Source organism: Dokdonia sp. Hel_I_63, assembly GCF_007827285.1.
GTDB lineage: Bacteria > Bacteroidota > Bacteroidia > Flavobacteriales > Flavobacteriaceae > Dokdonia.
On record NZ_VISD01000001.1, the window covers coordinates 3,351,423 to 3,368,775 of the forward strand.

Annotated in this window: 17 protein-coding genes; 15 read left to right on the forward strand and 2 right to left on the reverse strand. The window is 37.1% G+C overall.

Going from position 1 to position 17,353, the window contains the following annotated elements:
- Positions 1-2: 2 nt before the first annotated feature.
- Positions 3-4,334 carry a CusA/CzcA family heavy metal efflux RND transporter gene (locus tag JM84_RS14780; protein WP_144784972.1) on the reverse strand — a complete coding sequence of 1,444 codons (4,332 nt, stop codon included), beginning with the start codon at positions 4,332-4,334 and terminating at the stop codon, positions 3-5.
- A 78-nt stretch (positions 4,335-4,412) separates the two neighbouring features.
- Entirely contained in the window at positions 4,413-4,811 is a 399-nt protein-coding gene (locus JM84_RS14785; RefSeq protein ID WP_013751226.1) for a hypothetical protein, read from the reverse strand.
- A gap of 196 nt (positions 4,812-5,007) precedes the next feature.
- Between JM84_RS14785 and JM84_RS14790 the strand changes: the two genes are divergently transcribed.
- The 15 genes from JM84_RS14790 (at position 5,008) to cysM (ending at position 17,329) form a co-directional block, all read left to right on the forward strand.
- Entirely contained in the window at positions 5,008-5,295 is a 288-nt protein-coding gene (locus tag JM84_RS14790) for a DUF983 domain-containing protein (protein ID WP_237699361.1), read from the forward strand.
- Positions 5,295-5,927: a Crp/Fnr family transcriptional regulator gene (locus JM84_RS14795; protein WP_144784973.1), complete on the forward strand. Its 633-nt coding sequence runs from the start codon at positions 5,295-5,297 to the stop codon at positions 5,925-5,927. Before JM84_RS14790 ends, JM84_RS14795 begins: the two co-directional genes overlap by 1 nt.
- Positions 5,928-6,002: 75 nt before the next feature.
- On the forward strand, positions 6,003-6,815 hold the full coding sequence (locus JM84_RS14800; protein ID WP_144784975.1) for a sulfite exporter TauE/SafE family protein: 813 nt from the start codon (positions 6,003-6,005) through the stop codon (positions 6,813-6,815).
- A 200-nt stretch (positions 6,816-7,015) separates the two neighbouring features.
- Positions 7,016-8,428: an MBL fold metallo-hydrolase gene (locus JM84_RS14805; protein WP_144784977.1), complete on the forward strand. Its 1,413-nt coding sequence runs from the start codon at positions 7,016-7,018 to the stop codon at positions 8,426-8,428.
- Positions 8,429-8,588: 160 nt separating this feature from the next.
- Positions 8,589-9,995 carry an MBL fold metallo-hydrolase gene (locus tag JM84_RS14810; RefSeq protein ID WP_013751221.1) on the forward strand — a complete coding sequence of 469 codons (1,407 nt, stop codon included), beginning with the start codon at positions 8,589-8,591 and terminating at the stop codon, positions 9,993-9,995.
- A gap of 6 nt (positions 9,996-10,001) precedes the next feature.
- The gene (locus JM84_RS14815) at positions 10,002-10,319 is read left to right on the forward strand and encodes a rhodanese-like domain-containing protein (protein WP_013751220.1); all 318 of its coding nucleotides are present in this window, start codon (positions 10,002-10,004) and stop codon (positions 10,317-10,319) included.
- A 156-nt stretch (positions 10,320-10,475) separates the two neighbouring features.
- A complete protein-coding gene (locus JM84_RS14820; protein ID WP_237699360.1) occupies positions 10,476-10,841 on the forward strand; it encodes a rhodanese-like domain-containing protein in 366 nt (121 codons plus the stop codon).
- 138 nt (positions 10,842-10,979) lie between these two features.
- A complete protein-coding gene (locus JM84_RS14825) occupies positions 10,980-11,246 on the forward strand; it encodes a heavy-metal-associated domain-containing protein (RefSeq protein WP_013751218.1) in 267 nt (88 codons plus the stop codon).
- A 3-nt stretch (positions 11,247-11,249) separates the two neighbouring features.
- A complete protein-coding gene (locus JM84_RS14830) occupies positions 11,250-11,510 on the forward strand; it encodes a DUF202 domain-containing protein (RefSeq protein WP_013751217.1) in 261 nt (86 codons plus the stop codon).
- Between the two features lie 107 nt (positions 11,511-11,617).
- Positions 11,618-12,550 (forward strand): DUF3365 domain-containing protein, encoded by a 933-nt coding sequence (locus JM84_RS14835; RefSeq protein ID WP_261375771.1) that lies wholly within the window; start codon positions 11,618-11,620, stop codon positions 12,548-12,550.
- A 1-nt stretch (position 12,551) separates the two neighbouring features.
- Positions 12,552-13,277, forward strand: a complete 726-nt coding sequence (locus tag JM84_RS14840; protein ID WP_261375772.1) for a DUF2490 domain-containing protein — start codon at positions 12,552-12,554, stop codon at positions 13,275-13,277.
- A 3-nt stretch (positions 13,278-13,280) separates the two neighbouring features.
- Positions 13,281-14,066, forward strand: coding sequence for a carbonic anhydrase (locus JM84_RS14845; RefSeq protein WP_144784983.1), 786 nt, complete (start codon positions 13,281-13,283; stop codon positions 14,064-14,066).
- A 192-nt stretch (positions 14,067-14,258) separates the two neighbouring features.
- Complete coding sequence (locus JM84_RS14850) at positions 14,259-15,566, forward strand: FAD/NAD(P)-binding oxidoreductase (protein WP_144784985.1); 1,308 nt, start codon at positions 14,259-14,261, stop codon at positions 15,564-15,566.
- Positions 15,567-15,657: 91 nt separating this feature from the next.
- Positions 15,658-16,443: a serine O-acetyltransferase EpsC gene (gene epsC / locus JM84_RS14855; RefSeq protein ID WP_013751212.1), complete on the forward strand. Its 786-nt coding sequence runs from the start codon at positions 15,658-15,660 to the stop codon at positions 16,441-16,443.
- 7 nt (positions 16,444-16,450) lie between these two features.
- Positions 16,451-17,329: a cysteine synthase CysM gene (gene cysM, locus JM84_RS14860; RefSeq protein WP_144784987.1), complete on the forward strand. Its 879-nt coding sequence runs from the start codon at positions 16,451-16,453 to the stop codon at positions 17,327-17,329.
- Positions 17,330-17,353 lie beyond the last annotated feature (24 nt).

Below are 17,353 nucleotides of genomic sequence, written 5' to 3' on the forward strand. Positions count from 1 at the left end.
ATTTATAAGGTTAGGTAATTAATGGCAATTACAGTTTGATTGTATACATGGAGTTTCTCAAGGTGGCTTAGTCTTATCTCATAAGCGCTCTCAAGACTCTGGATATACTGGTAAAAATTAATCTCACCATTTCTAAAACTACCGTTTGCTGTTTTTAAAATTTCTTGAGAAAGTGATGCTCCTTCATTTTCATAATAATCTAGTGCTTCTTGAAGTTGCGACAACTTTTCTGTTAGGGCATTATATTTTGCATCGAGTAGTATCTCATACTCACTAGATTGTGTGACTGCGATATCTTCGGCGATTTTTGCTGCTTTTATTTTAGCAGATTGACCGCCAAATAATATTGGGATCTTCACTCCTAATTGATATCCATAAAGACTACCATTAAGCCCAGAATTTGTTCCTTGAAAATAATTAAGACTTAGATCTGGCAGGAGCTGTTGTTTTTCAAAACGACCCTTTTCCTGAAGCAGGGATACTCTGTTTTGATAATATGCTACTTCTGCACTACTGCTTGTATCTAAAGTTGCTAGCGCTACTTTAAACGAAGGCTCACTAGCGACTACAATAGCTTCGTCTACCTGCACCACTTTTAGTAAATCCCCATAGGCAAGTGCTACTTCGCTCTGCGCTTGTTTATAATTAAGCTCTACCTGTTTTTGCTTAGAAGCCGCAGTAATCTTCTCTAGGTAATTAGTCTCTCCTAGTTCAAAACGCCTTGACGCCATTCTAGAAAAATCTGTATACAAACTATCTAGTGCACTATACACTCGTTCCTTTTCTCTAGCAATTTGATAGTCATAATAGCCAGCCGTCACTTTGCGTTCAACTTCCTTTTTCTTTATTTCAAATGCACTAGAAGCCACCTTAACGCTTGCTTTATGCACACTCTTTTCTGAGAAATAAACCGTGGGGAATTTAAAGTCCTGCTGTATCCCAAAAACCCGTAGTGGTCGATCGTTTATGGCCAGATTATTCTCGTCAAACTCATAATACACCTGCGTTTTATCAAAGCTAAAAGCACTATTAATCAAGGCTTCAGACTGTACTACCTCTAGACTACTTGCTTTTAACCCAAGATTATTTTCAATAGCTAACGGGATTAAATCTTGTAACGATTTAGCCCCTTCTTGCGCTCCTAGGTTTACAGAAAACAGTAATACCACTATACTTATGGTGGTGACCTTGCCTTTAGACAATCCTCCGTTAGTTTTCTTAGGAGTATTTAAGTAAGCATACAGAACTGGCAATACGACGAGTGTAAGTAAGGTTGCTGTAATCAATCCTCCTATTACCACAGTAGCTAGCGGTCGCTGTACCTCTGCTCCAGCATTTGTAGAGATAGCCATAGGTAAAAACCCTAAAGCCGCAGCAGATGCTGTGAGCAACACAGCCCTCAATCTATCTTTTGTTCCTTGCTTTATTAAAGCTTCTATACTTTCAAAACCTCCTTTTTGCAGCTCTTTAAAATGCTCTATCAATACAATTCCATTTAAAACTGCAATCCCAAACAAAGCAATAAAACCTACGCCAGCCGAAATACTGAATGGCAGATCACGCAGCCATAATAAAAGAACACCTCCTACCGCAGCCAGCGGTATTGCAGAATAAATCATCAGTGCTTCCTTGACAGATTTAAAGGCAAAATAAAGAAGAATAAATATGAGAATAAGTGCAATAGGCACCGCAATCATTAATCGCGCCTTTGCACTTTGTAAGTTTTCAAACTGTCCTCCATAAGTAATAGAATACCCTACAGGTAATTTCACATTCTCGTTAATCAACTTCTGGACGTCATCCACCACAGATTGTAAATCACGATTACGCACATTAACACCCACTACAATTCTTCTTCTTGTATCGTCACGAGATATTTTGGCAGCTCCTGTTTTATAGCTTATAGTTGCTAGTTCGCTTAATGGTATTTTTCCACCAGCAGGGAGATCAATGTATAGATTTTTAAGGTTATCGATATCTTGACGCTTCTCTTTGTCTAGTCGTACTACTAGGTCAAAACGCTTTTCTCCTTCAAAAACGCTTCCTGCAGTTTTACCCGCAAATCCCATGGAAACCATATCATTGAGATCCTGAATATTGAGACCATACCTGGCTATTTTTGCTCTATGGTATTGCACACTCATCTCTGGCAAACCTGCCACTTTCTCAACAGAAACATCTGCTGCGCCAGCTACGTTTTCGATAAGAGCTCCTATCTCACTTCCTTTCTTTGCAAGGATTTCAAGATCATCGCCAAAAATCTTAATCGCAATATCTGCACGTACACCGGTAATCAATTCATTAAAACGCATCTCTATAGGTTGTGTAAACTCTACTTCCATTCCTGGGATGACAGCAAGTGCCTCCTTAAATTTATCTGCCAGCTCATCTTTTGACGAGGCAGACGTCCACTCTCCTTTAGGTTTGAGTACAATAATCACATCGCTTTCCTCCATAGACATGGGATCTGTAGGCACCTCTGCAGCACCTATACGAGTTACCACTTGCTTTACTTCTGGAAATTGACTTAATAGTATTTTCTCAATTTCGGTGGTGATTTCTACCGTGTTGCTTAGGGAAGTTCCTGTCTTTAATACTGGCTGGATTACAAAGTCGCCTTCATCTAGTGTGGGAACAAACTCTCCACCCATAGCACTATATAAATAGATAGCTATTGCCAGTAAAGCTACTGCGATTCCTAATACTAATCTCTTGCTCTGTAATGCCCAGTCTATAACTGGCTCATATATTTTATTGAGCCATTTCATGAGTCTCACAGAGATGTTTTTATCTGTCGCATTAGATGGTTTTAAAAACATAGATGCCGCTACAGGTACATACGTAAAACAAAAAATCATCGCTCCTATTAATGCAAAGCTAAAGGTGAGCGCCATAGGCTTAAACATTTTTCCTTCTACACCGCTCAGTGAGAGAATAGGAATAAAAACTATCAAAATAATAAGCTGACCAAAGATGGCCGAATTCATCATTTTTGATGCTCCAGAGAATGTAATCTTATCTTTTAATTGTTGTTGTTCCGCTTTCGCGAAAGCGTAAATCTCATCTTTCTTTCTCGTTATTTCAAATGCTATAAATTCTACAATTATGACCGCGCCGTCTATAATAATCCCAAAATCTATAGCGCCAAGACTCATCAAGTTTGCATCTACCCCAAAGATGTTCATAAGTGACAATGCAAATAACAAACACAGTGGAATTACCGAAGCCACTACCAGCCCAGATCTAAAATTACCTAGCAATAAAACCACCACAAAAATCACGATCAGACATCCTAAAATTAGATTTTCGGCAACGGTAAAGGTGGTTTTTGCGATAAGGTCACTACGGTCTAAAAATGCGTTGATATACACACCTTCTGGAAGCGATTTTGAAATCTCGGCAACACGTGCCTTCACAGCTTCTATCACTTTTTTAGAATTTGCATCTTTAAGCATCATCACTTGACCAAGCACCTTCTCGCCCTCACCGTTTCCGGTAATTGCTCCAAAACGTGTGGCGCTCCCATAACCTACTTTGGCCACGTCTTTTATATACACAGGTACTCCATCGTCATTCTTAACCACGATGTTACTTATATCATCTAATGATGAAATGAGACCCTCGCCACGTATAAAAAACGCCTGATTTACCTTTTCTATATAGCCACCTCCAGAGACACTATTATTCATTTCTAAAGCTGTAAAAACCTCGCGCGCACTCACATCCATCGCGTTAAGTTTTTCTGTATTGATAGCAACTTCGTACTGCTTTAAGAATCCGCCCCAGGTATTTACCTCAACTACTCCCGGAATTCCTGAGAGCTGGCGCTTTACTATCCAATCTTGGATGGTTCTTAAATCTTCGGCATTATACCTGTCTTTAAATTCTGGTTCTACATCAAGTATGTATTGGTAAATCTCACCTAGTCCGGTTGTGATAGGCCCCATCTCTGGTGTGCCAAAACCCTTAGGGATTTTTTCTGATGCAGATTTGATTTTCTCAGCAATGAGCTGCCTAGGCAAATAGGTTCCCATATCGTCCTCAAATACAATGGTGACGACAGATAATCCAAATTTTGAAACAGAGCGTATCTCTATCACGCCTGGTAAGTTTGCCATTTCTAACTCTACAGGGTAGGTTATGAATTGCTCCATATCCTGCGTAGAGAGATTACGTGAAGTAGTAATAACCTGCACCTGATTGTTTGTTACATCTGGCACGGCACCTATAGGAATTTGCGACAAGGAATACAGCCCACAACCTATAATAAAGGCCGTAAATAAGAGAACAACAAACTTGTTTCTTATGCTGAAATTGATAATATGTGATAGCATTTTGTCATAAAATAATCAATGTGAAGAGCCCCAAATCTTTACAAGACTAGGTGCTAAAAATAAATTAGATCTGATTATTTATGAAAGCCGTGGTGGCTGGAATAGTCCATCTAGGTGTAACGAAGATGATGGAGCTTGGTAGTGAAAGTTATGAGTTCTAAAATCTACAAATTCAAGTGTTTTGAATTCCTCTTTAATAGTATTCAAAATAAAATCTGCTACAGCCGTATGATGTGTTTGATGCTGGAAAGGTAATTGCTCGTGGTCTTTCTGTTCTTCTTGATGTTCTTTTTCGTGCTCTGCTTTTAGTTCGCCATAATGCTTTGCAACAAATACGAATATATTATCTCCATACTGCTCTTTATGGAACTCTGCATGCTCAAAAAAATCGCCTAGTTGCACCATATCATTAATGTGCATCCCAAAGCTTTGCAATAGGAAAACAAGTGACAACGATATGGATATAAGTTTACTCAAGGGTATAAAGATAACTAATTTTAAATATTACAATATGTAACATAAGTTACCGTGAGCATATTTTAATACGTTTAATTTTACATAAAAAACTGAATTGTCCATGGGTAAATCGATAATATATAGCATCTTATTTTTAAAATGTCCTCAATGCAGAGAAGGTGAATTTCTTGAGGCGCATCCTTATAAGCTTTCTAACATGAATAAGGTTAAAAAGAACTGTCCTAAATGCCAATTAAAATATAGTATAGAACCTAGCTTTTATACGGGCTCTATGTACGTATCTTATGGTGTGGGAATCGCAGTTGCCGTGGCCGTTTATGTTTTATCCTTTATTTTTGGTTTAGATTTTGGACCTACAGGTATTCTAACGAGTATCGTCATTGCATTAATCATCACAATGCCATACATAGGTGCCGTATCAAAATCTATTTGGGCTCATTTCTTTTTTAAATATGACCCTAGCATTCTTAAAAAAGCCGCATAATGATTCAAGAACTAAAAGCCAGTTACGGTCATCTCTTTGAAGATGAACTTATCAATGAAATACTCCAAGTAGGCACTTACAAGGAGGTTCCTGAAGGTTTTAAACTCATGGAAATAGGCGGCTATGTAAAAGGAATGCCGCTACTGGTCTCTGGAGTAATTAAGGTATTAAGAGAAGATAAAAATGGAGATGAGCTTCTCCTCTACTATCTAGAAAAAGGAGATACCTGCTCTATGACAATGACCTGCTGCATGGGGCAAACTAAAAGTGAAATACGAGCAATTGCAGAGACAGACACCAAGCTCATTATGGTACCTGTACAGAAAATGGAAGAATGGACGGCTAAGTACAAATCTTGGAGAAATTTTGTTTTTGAGAGTTACCACAACCGCCTCAACGAGCTATTACAAACTCTTGACAGTATCGCATTTGACAACATGGATGAACGCCTTTTAAACTACTTGAAAGAAAAGGCTAGAGTAAACGATGAGCAAATTATTCATAACACGCATCAAGAAATTGCTTATGAATTGCACACCTCAAGAGTAGTGGTATCAAGACTTCTTAAGAAATTAGAGAACTTAGGAAAAATTGAATTACACAGAAATAATATCCAAATTATAGATTTATAGACCTTAAGTAACTTGGGTTACACCTAGGTCGTTTTAGCAAGTCTATTTTTGTCTCTCAATACAAAGAAGTTTATAATGGAGATACTAGAAATACTTGGATATATAAGTGCCTTGATCATCGGCATTTCTTTAGGTTTAATAGGTGGAGGTGGTTCTATACTCGCTGTACCAGTACTAGCTTACTTATTTTCTGTAAATGAAAAAGTTGCCACTGCATATTCTTTATTCATTGTAGGAGCAAGTGCGCTCGTAGGTGGTTTTAAACAACATCTTAAAGGCTATGTAGACTGGAGAACAGCAATTGTTTTTGGACTACCCGCTATTGTAGGAGTTACCGTTGTGAGACACTATGTAGTACCTGCATTACCAGATATTTTACTTACCACAGGTGATTTTGAATTTACACGTAGGATGGCAATGTTTGGCCTCTTTGCGGTACTCATGATTCCTGCTGCCTTTTCTATGCTCAAAAAAAGAAAGGATAATAAACAAAAAGGAGACGGCACTGTCACTTACAATTACCCACTTATTTTAATAGAAGGCCTCATCGTAGGAGGTATTACTGGAATGATAGGCGCTGGAGGAGGTTTTCTCATCATTCCCGCTCTTGTTATACTAGCAAATGTAGAAATGAAAGTTGCCGTAGGTACTTCTTTAATCATTATCGCTTTTAAATCATTGATGGGCTTCTTTCTAGGAGATGCATTAACCATGGATATAGATTGGATATTTCTTTCCATATTTACAGGCATATCATTTGTAGGGATTTTTATAGGCAGTTACCTCAGTAATTTTATAGATGGAGATAAATTAAAAAGAGGTTTTGGCTACTTCATATTTGTAATGGCCATATTTATTTTTTACATGGAGTTTTTTGTAAAACATTAAAGAGAATAAAAAACATAAAAAAGGCTATTTCTAATTATTAGAAATAGCCTTTTTTTTGTGTGAACACTTGTCGCTACCACGACATAACATGATAAATATCATAGTTTATAAACTATCTACGTTTGTGTAACTTAAGTAACCTACACACTTGAAATGACTGCTTACTTTTATGTTGTTATAATTTTAAAAATCCACATAAAATGAAAGTAGAACAAATTTATACAGGATGCATTGCTCATGCAGCATATTATATCGAAAGTAACGGAGAAGCTGTAGTCTTTGACCCTTTAAGAGAGGTGCAACCATACATAGAACGTGCACAAATAGATAATGCTACAATCAAGTATGTTTTTGAAACACACTTTCATGCAGACTTTGTAAGTGGCCACCTTGATTTACGTAAAAAAACAGGAGCTGATATTGTTTTTGGTCCAGAAGCAAAACCCGCTTATGATGCTATTACAGCAACAGATGGTCAAATTTTTGAGGTAGGTAATTATAAAGTTAAAGTCATCCATACTCCTGGTCATACCATGGAAAGCACAACATTTCTTCTCATAGACCAACTAGGAAATGAGCACGGTATTATCACTGGAGACACATTATTTATAGGTGATGTAGGTCGCCCAGATCTTGCACAGCATGTAGTATCAGATCTCACAGAAGAAAAACTTGCTGGACACTTATACGACTCTTTAAGAAACAAAATAATTCCATTAGATGATCATCTCATTGTATATCCTAATCACGGAGCTGGATCTGCGTGTGGTAAAATGATGAGTAAGGAAACTACAGATACCTTAGGTAATCAGAAAAAATTCAATTATGCGCTTCAAGAAATGACTAAAGATGAGTTTATTAAAGCTGTACTTACTGGACTTACGGCACCTCCTGGATACTTCCCTCAAAATGTCTTGATGAATATTAAAGGATATGAAAGCTTAGATACTATTATGGATCGTGCTACTAAACCGCTTAGTCCAGAAGCCTTTGAAATTATAGCAAATGAGACCGGTGCTCTTATGCTTGACACTCGCGATGCCGAAGTTTTTGCAAAAGGTTTTATACCTAGTAGTATAAACATAGGCTTAGACGGTAATTTTGCACAATGGGTAGGAGAAATGATTCCTGATGTAAAACAAGAAATATTGCTAATTACAGATCCTGGTAAAGAAGAAGAAACAATTACTAGACTTTCTCGTGTGGGTTATGATTTTACGATTGGGTTTTTAAAAAATAGTTTTTCCTCGTGGAAAGAGAGCGGTAAAGATTTTGAAACAGTCACTCGTATCTCACCTCAACAACTAGAAGCCGAATATAAAATGGGTCAACCTCTCATTTTTGACGTACGCAAAAAGAGTGAATTCCTATCAGAACATATACTAGGGGCTATTAACGTGCCTCTCAATGAGATTAACCAGCATCTGGCACAATTTCCAAAAAATAAGCCTTTCTTCCTTCACTGCGCTGGAGGGTATAGAAGTATGATTGCTGCTTCTATTTTAAAACAACGCGGCTGGCAAGATTTCAGCGATGTACGAGGTGGTTTTGCTCAAATTACAGAAACTACGGTTCCTAGGTCTGAGTATGTATGCCCTACCACTTTGCTGTAACCAGCTATTACTTTGTAGAGCTCTTACCCTATTAAGGATAAGGGCTCTATTTATTTTTCTCCTTTGTAACCTATGTTACTGTAGCAACTACTTCTATTAGCTAATTTTACGTTATTAATAGTTGAGTCCGCTTTCGCGAAAGCGTAAAAAAAATACACTTATGAACGTTGAACAAATATATACTGGTTGTCTAGCTCAAGGAGCTTATTACATTGAAAGTAATGGTGAAGTAGCTATCATTGACCCTTTAAGAGAGGTAACGCCATATTTAAATAGGGCCAAACAAGATGATGCAAAAATCAAATATATTTTTGAAACTCATTTTCATGCAGACTTTGTAAGTGGTCACGTAACCTTATCAAAGGCGACAGGTGCTCCTATTGTTTTTGGACCAAATGCAAACCCAAGTTTTGATGCTATTATCGCAACAGATAGGCAAGAATTTCCTCTAGGTGACATTACAATTATAGCGTTACACACGCCTGGTCATACGATGGAAAGCACCACATATCTTCTTAGAGATAAAGACGGGAAGGATCATGCGATATTTAGTGGAGACACATTATTTCTAGGCGACGTGGGAAGACCAGATCTTGCTCAAAAAATGGGCGAACTCACAGAAAAAGATCTCGCAGGTTTTCTTTATGATAGCTTACGTAATAAAATTATGCCCCTAGCAGATGACGTTACAGTATACCCTGCTCACGGAGCTGGATCTGCTTGCGGAAAGAACATGATGAAAGAAACAGTAGACACACTAGGGAATCAAAAGCAAATGAATTATGCACTACGTGCAGATATGACTAAGGAAGAATTTATAGCAGAAGTGATAGATGGTTTATTACCTCCACCTCAGTACTTCCCTCTTAATGTCAAAATGAATAAAGAAGGTTATGAAGATATTGAAGACGTACTCAAAAGAGGTACGCATGCACTATCTCCAGAAGCTTTTGAAGCTGTTGCAAATGAGACAGGAGCTATCGTACTAGACGTGCGTCATCAAGATAAATTTGCCAAAGGGCATATCCCTAGATCTATATTTATAGGCCTAGATGGGAGTTTCGCTCCATGGGTAGGCGCCTTAATTGCAGATGTAAAACAACCCTTATTGCTAGTTACAGAGCCAGGTAGAGAGAAAGAAACCATCACTAGGTTATCTCGTGTAGGGTTTGACAACACAATAGGATATCTGGAAGGAGGATTTGATGCTTGGAAAGACGCTGCCATGGAATACGATACCGTAAGTTCTATCACAGCAGATGGTTTTAAAAGCGAATTAGAAAAAGGTAACAAACCTGTTTTTGATGTGCGCAAAGAAAGTGAGTACCTATCAGAACATGTACTTGGAGCAAACAACACACCACTAGATTTCTTAAATGATCATCTAGCTGAATTTCCAGACAAACCTTTTTATGTGCATTGTGCCGGAGGTTATAGAAGTATGATAGCCTCATCTATATTAAAAAGTAGAGGAATCCATAACTTAATAGATGTACAAGGCGGCTTTAAAGATATTAAAGAAGCTGGCATTCCGGTGTCTGCCTTTGTTTGTCCTTCAACACTTTAAAAGACTATGAAAAATATATCACAAGTAGATTGGGAGTCGGCAATTGAGAATGACAGCAATGCTATAATTCTTGATGTTAGAACTCCTGGAGAATGCAGTGAGGGTATCATTGAAAATGCAGTAATGATTGATTTTCTAAATAGCGCTAAGTTTCAAGAAGAAATAAAAAAACTTGATCAAACAAAGAATTACTACGTGTACTGTAGAAGTGGTAATCGTAGTGGTCAAGCATGCCGAGCATTAGATAATCTAGCGATAAAAAACACGTTTAATCTAGTAGGTGGAATGCTAGACTGGAATGGTAAAACCGTAATTCCAGCTTAAACAAAGATATTCCATAGAGTGATGACTATGGTCTTATTGATTGGTTAGTAAAAAACGAGGTTATCAGTAATGATAATCTCGTTTTTAATTTAACATGATATGTAACTTAAGTTACTGGCAGTGGGTAACTAGAGGACTATCTTTAATAAAAAAATAATGAAATTAATAATCCTTATTATGTCCATATTATCATTTCTCTTTGGAGGTAAGCCTCAACAAAATAGCAATATCACTGTTCTAAGCACAGCCGACTTTAAAACCGCTATCACAGATAAAAAAGTGCAGTTAGTAGATGTTAGAACTAAGAATGAGTTTGATAGCGGTCATATAAAGAAAGCTGTAAACATTGATGTTTTTGATAAAGAAAATTTTATTTCTGCTTTCAACTCTTACAGTAAAGAAGAGCCTATTTATATCTACTGTAGATCTGGAAACAGAAGTAAGAAAGCCTCACAGACCTTAGATAGTTTAGGGTTCAAGCAGATTTTTGATTTAAAAGGAGGATTTATGGCTTGGCAGTAATGCTTATTCATCTGTTTAAAAACAGGTTTATTCTATTACATTTAATTAATTACGCTTTCGCAAAAGCATAACACAGACCTCTCAAGGCTACTAAATCAAGCGGCCTCTTTAGATAATTATTTACTCAATACATATCTCATGAAAACATCAATTATAGTACAGAACCTAAAATGTAGTGGTTGTGCAATAACAATCACATCAAAAATATCTGAACTTGATAATATATCAACCGTACAAGTGAACACCGAAACTGCTACTGTTTCCTTTATTGCTCAAGGTACAGAAGACGCATTAAGTGTAAAAGAAAAGCTCAAGTCATTAGGCTACCCATCTATTGAAGATGAAAATGGAGTGCTCTCTAAGGCAAAATCTTTTGTAAGTTGCGCTACCGGAAAAATGAAATGACTTATGAAAAAATTATCACTATCACTCACAGACAAACTAGCGATAGACAGAACAAAACTTGCAAATGAGCGTACTTTTCTAGCATACTTTAGAACTTTTATTGTGTTTTTGAGTTCTGGTCTAGCTATTATAAAACTCGACATTCTCACCGAAATAAAGTGGATAGGATCTATGCTTAACATCATAGCCCCCGTAGTGTTTTTAATAGGCCTGATACGTTTCTTATATGTGAAAAGAAAAATTAGGAAATACTACGCAGCTTAAATCAAATTTACACTCATAACATTATGAAACCATCGCTTTTTTACCTGCCCCTTGTATTCACACTAATACTTCTTACTAGTTGTAACGAGTCACAAAAGACTACATATGTGAGCCAGTCAGGTGTGGCACCAGAACTAGATAAGATCACTACTGCTGTAAACCACCCAGGAAAGAAGTTAATGGAATCAAAGTGCTACGCTTGCCACAATCCCTCTACGGGTCACGAAGGAAGGATAGCACCTCCTATGGTTGCAGTAAAATCTCATTATATGAACGATGATACTACTAAGGAAGAGTTTATAGCAGCAGTCTGGAACTTTGTACAAAAACCATCTAAGGAAACATCAAAAATGAGAGGAGCCGTAAAGCGTTTTGGCCTTATGCCCTACCAACCATTCCCTCAAGAGGAAATTGAGCTCATTGCAGATTATATGTATGACTACAAAATAGATGAGCCAGCATGGTTTAAAGAACACGTAGAGGAAGAGAGCAAAGGCAAGATGCAATATAGAAATGATGGTAAAATAGAAGACACCTTAGCCTCTTTTCAAACTGAATACAAGGCAGATATAGGTTTGCGCTACGCACTACAAACAAAACAAGAGTTAGGAAAAAACCTAATGGGTACTATACAGAAAAAAGGCACTCTTGAAGCTGTCTCTTTCTGCAATAAAAAAGCCTACCCTATTACTGATAGTATGGCTGTGGTTCAAAATGCGAGAATAAGGCGAGTGTCTGACAAGCCTCGCAATCCAGCAAATCAAGCTTCTCAAAAAGAATTAAGCATCATAACACATTTCAAAAAACTAATAGCAAGTGATGAAGATTATGAGCCAGTAACAGAATTAGTGGAAGATAAAGTAAACTTTTATTACCCTATTACTACAAATTCTATGTGTTTACAATGTCATGGCACTCCTACAATAGATATTGAACCTGCTGTTCTTTCTTCCATTAAAAATCTTTACCCTACAGATAAAGCAGTGGGTTATAGCGTGAATGAAGTACGCGGTATTTGGAGTATCTCATATGAGAATTAGCATGAGGTTTTTTATCACGCTAGTTTTTACAATTACCACTTTATACAATGCTCACGCACAAGATGAAAACAAAACACATTACAGCAGCTGGAACACCATAAATGTTGTAAAAAAGTTCAATGATCAATGGGTAGTAAATGTAGAGCTTAACGCAAGACGCACTAACTTCTTAAGAGATTGGGAGCAAATTGTGATTCGTCCTTTTGTGCATTATATGTTTGAAAATGATTTAGATATTGCCATTGGGTATAGTTATATAAAAAATTACAACTACGCTTCTTATAGCACACCCATTGATGCTACTGAAAATAATGTATTTCAACAACATACGATAAAGCGTAAGTTTTCAAAATTCTCATTTGATCACAGGCTACGTTTTGAGGAGCGCTTTATTGATAAAATAACAGAGAATGATGGCGGTACATTCTTAATAGATGGTACTACTTACAGAAATCGATTCCGTTATAAATTTCAGATTACGGTTCCTGTAAAAACTTTTACATCAAATCAATCTCTAAGTTTAGTGATATATGATGAGGCTTTTTTAGCCTTTGGCAATGGTTTACGACCAGAAAAACTTGATCAGAACTGGATGTTTATAGGAGTAGGCTTTCGCGCAAGCGAACATATACACATTCGATCTGGCTATCATGACATCTATGCAAAAAGAGGAAGCATCTTTAGAAATAACCGAATCTGGGAAACTACATTAACTTATAAAATATAACAGATGAAATTGCTTATCGCCGGAATATCTATACTTATAGCGGTTACTAGTTGTCAAAATAAAGCAACTACGCATACTGATAACAACCAAAACAACAACGCACACACAGAGAAGCACTGGAGCTATAATGGCGAGACAGGTCCTTCACACTGGAAAGAACTTGAAGTAAATTCTGACTGTGGCGGCAAGTATCAATCTCCTATAAATATTGTGAATTATCAACTAGATGAAACACTTGCTCCATTAAACATCACTTATTCTGATAGCACACACATACATGATGTAGTAAACAATGGACATAGTATTCAATATAATTTTGATACGGGAGATTATATAACATTAGATAACAAAAGGTATGAGCTAAAACAGTTTCACTTTCATGAGCCCGCAGAGCATTTGATAGATGGAGTGCGTTACCCTATGGTTTTACACCTTGTGCATATAAGTGATGCTGGAGAATATGCTGTGTTTGCTGTAATGGCAAAAGAAGGTGTAAGTAGCTCTCCTTTTGATTTTTTAGAAAGTTATCTTCCTTTGAATGTAGAAGAAACCAAGGTTGTTGACACTGCTTTTGATATGAATTTAAACCTACCCGAGAACAAAACATATTTTAACTACACGGGATCTCTTACCACACCACCTTGCACGGAGCGTGTAGAATGGTTTATTTTTAAGGAGCCTATAACGGTATCTTTAGAACAAGTTGAAAAATTAAAAGCCTTAATGCCACTCAACAATTATAGAGATGAGCAACCACAAAATGGTAGGGTAATTAGAGTGTCAAAGTAACACTGCATATTATTTTATAGCATTTCGAGATACAAGTTTATCTCAAAAATCCAAGTATACTTCTATTTGAAATTCTTCTATAGAAGTTCCTTTAGCACACTAGTTTACCTTTTTTACGTCTATGTAACTTGAGTTACAGTAATTCCTTAAGTATTCGACTATTTTTAAATCATAAACACTTAAATGACATCTATGGCTTTACATTTTCAAGTTTTAATAATAGGAGGAGGTACCGCTGGTATCATGACTGCCGCCCAACTTCTTAAAAACAAAAAAACGAATAGCGTAGCTATCATTGAACCTGCAGACACACATTACTACCAGCCAGCATGGACGCTTGTAGGTGCAGGAACATATGACTTTAAAAAGACAGGTAAACCCATGTCTGCTGTGATTCCTAAGGAAGCAAAGTGGATCAAAGATAAAGTAGCTGCTTTTGATGCAGATAATAATACGGTACACACCGCTAGCTCTGGAAACATCACTTATGACTATCTCGTAGTTGCTCCTGGTCTTGCTTATGATTTTAGTCTTGTCCCTGGATTAGGTCAAGCAATGGATAAAGGTGTTGTGTGTAGTAATTATACAGATCCTCAACATACATGGGATGTAATAAAGAACTTTAAAGGTGGTGTTGCATTATTTACACAACCTGCAACCCCAATAAAATGTGGAGGAGCGCCTCAAAAAATCATGTATCTAGCAGAGAATCACTGGAGAAAAAGTGACACTGCATCAAAAACTGACATTGTATTTGCTACTGCAGGAACCATCATTTTTGGCGTTAAGGAAATTGCAAAAACACTCATGGAAGTTGTAGATCGCAAGGACATTAATTTACGATTTAATCATAGACTCGTTGAAGTAGATAGTGAAAATAAGATTGCATGGTACGAGCTCACTAAAGACATCTCTGCTGGAGGCTGTGTTGTAATGTCTGGTGATGATGAAGGAAAATATCTAGACGAGACTTTCCAATATAATTACAAGAATGTCAAGGTGACTAAGAAAGGTGATAAGTACGGAATACATTATGACATGCTACATACTGCACCTCCATCTGTTGCGCCTCAATTTATACGAGATTCTAAGCTCGTGAATGATGCTGGCTGGCTTGATGTAGATATACGCAGTATGCAACATAAAAGATATAGTAACATCTTTGGCTTAGGTGATGTAGCCGCACTGCCTACTGCAAAAACTGGTGCCGCAATCCGTAAGCAAGTACCTATCGTAGTTGATAATTTATCTAAACTCATGCAGAGCAATACAATAGGTAAGCAATCTTATGGAGGCTACTCTTCTTGCCCACTAGTAACAGATTATGGCAAGATGGTGCTAGCAGAGTTTGATTATCATAACAACTTTACACCAGATCCAAAACTCAAGCAACTATTAATAAAAGATAGTTCTAAGGAACACTGGAGACTTTGGATGCTTAAAAAATACATGCTACCCTACTTATACTGGAATAAAATGATGAAGGGAGACAACGTATAACCCCTACTATCGCGTTAAAAAAGAGACAAAATATCAATTTTGTCTCTTTTTCATTAACTAATGTTTTATAATTACCTACAGAGATATAAAAATGAATTATACCGATTTAATTACATCTATCAATAAACAGAAAAAGGAAATCAAAGTTTCCATTCTGTTGAAGCAAGAATCGCAACGATTTACACAGTTGTTATTTAACACACTGTTTGATAATGGAACAGATACAGAAAAGACTCTTGAGACTCTTGAAGCCTTATTTATTACCATAAGAGATCTTGCTTGTCCAGAGATTAAAGGTAGTCCGTGTAAAAAATGGGATGACTTCACACTTGTAATACCTACGCTCTTTTGTAGTTTAAAAAAGGATGCAGAGGCTATTTATAGCAATGATCCCGCTGCACAATCTCTAGAAGAAGTGTACCTAGCCTACCCTGGTTTTTTTGCTATTGCGATTTATAGAATGGCAAGAGAATTTTATGAGTTAGGTTTACCACTCATACCACGACTAATGACAGAATATGCACACCAGCTTACGGGTATAGATATTCATCCAGGAGCGCAGATAGGAGAATCCTTTTTTATTGACCACGGAACCGGAGTGGTGATAGGAGAGACTGCCGAAATACATAATAATGTAAAACTATATCAAGGAGTTACCCTAGGTGCACTTACGGTAAACAAGGATTTAAAGAGCATAAAAAGACACCCTACCATTGAGGATAATGTTACGATTTATGCAAATGCAACAATACTAGGTGGAATTACAGTTATAGGAAAAGATAGTATCATAGGAGGTAATACTTGGGTGACAAAGACAGTACCTCAAAACTCTATAGTACTCCACAATCCTAAAGTAGAAATTCGCAATAAAAAATAAATAAGCAATGAATAAGACACTCTTAGATCAAATAGGAAACACTCCCATAGTCAAGTCTATAGCATTAAATACAAACCCAAATGTGAGTTTATATTTTAAACTAGAAGGTGATAATCCTGGAGGTAGTGTAAAAGACAGAGCTGCTTATAATATGATTAAAAGCGCGCTAGATAGCGGCGCTATAGATAAAAGCACAAAGCTTATTGAGGCTACAAGTGGTAATACAGGTATAGCACTTGCCATGATTGCTGCTATTTATGGGCTAGAAATAGAACTCGTAATGCCTTCAAAGGCAACTAAGGAACGTGTGCAAACCATGAGAGCTTACGGAGCAAAAGTTACACTTCATCCTGACGGGATAGAAGGCGCTAGAGATTATGCTATTGATAAGGTTGAAAATGAAGGGTACTTCTCTTTTAACCAGTTTTCAAATGTTCATAACTGGCAGGCTCACTACAAAACCACAGGTCCAGAAATATGGAGAGATACTCAAGGTGAGGTAACGCACTTTGTATCTTCTATGGGAACCACAGGTACCATCATGGGAACCTCAACATTTTTAAAAGAACAAAACAGCGATATCCAGATTGTAGGAGTACAACCTACAGATGGATCTAGCATTCCGGGCATACGTAAATGGCCACAAGAATATTTACCAAAAATCTTTAATGCATCAAAAGTAGATAGAACCATCGAAGTAAGTCGTGATGAGTCTATTGCCATGGCTAGAAGGCTAGCACAAGAAGAAGGAATACTAGCAGGTATGAGTAGCGGTGGCGCAACTACGGCGGCTCTAAAACTAGCTAGCGAACTAGAAAGCGGAGTTATAGTAAGCATCATTTGTGATCGCGGAGATAGATATCTTTCGTCAGAGTTATTTGAATAGTCATTGCTTACATCATAATATAGT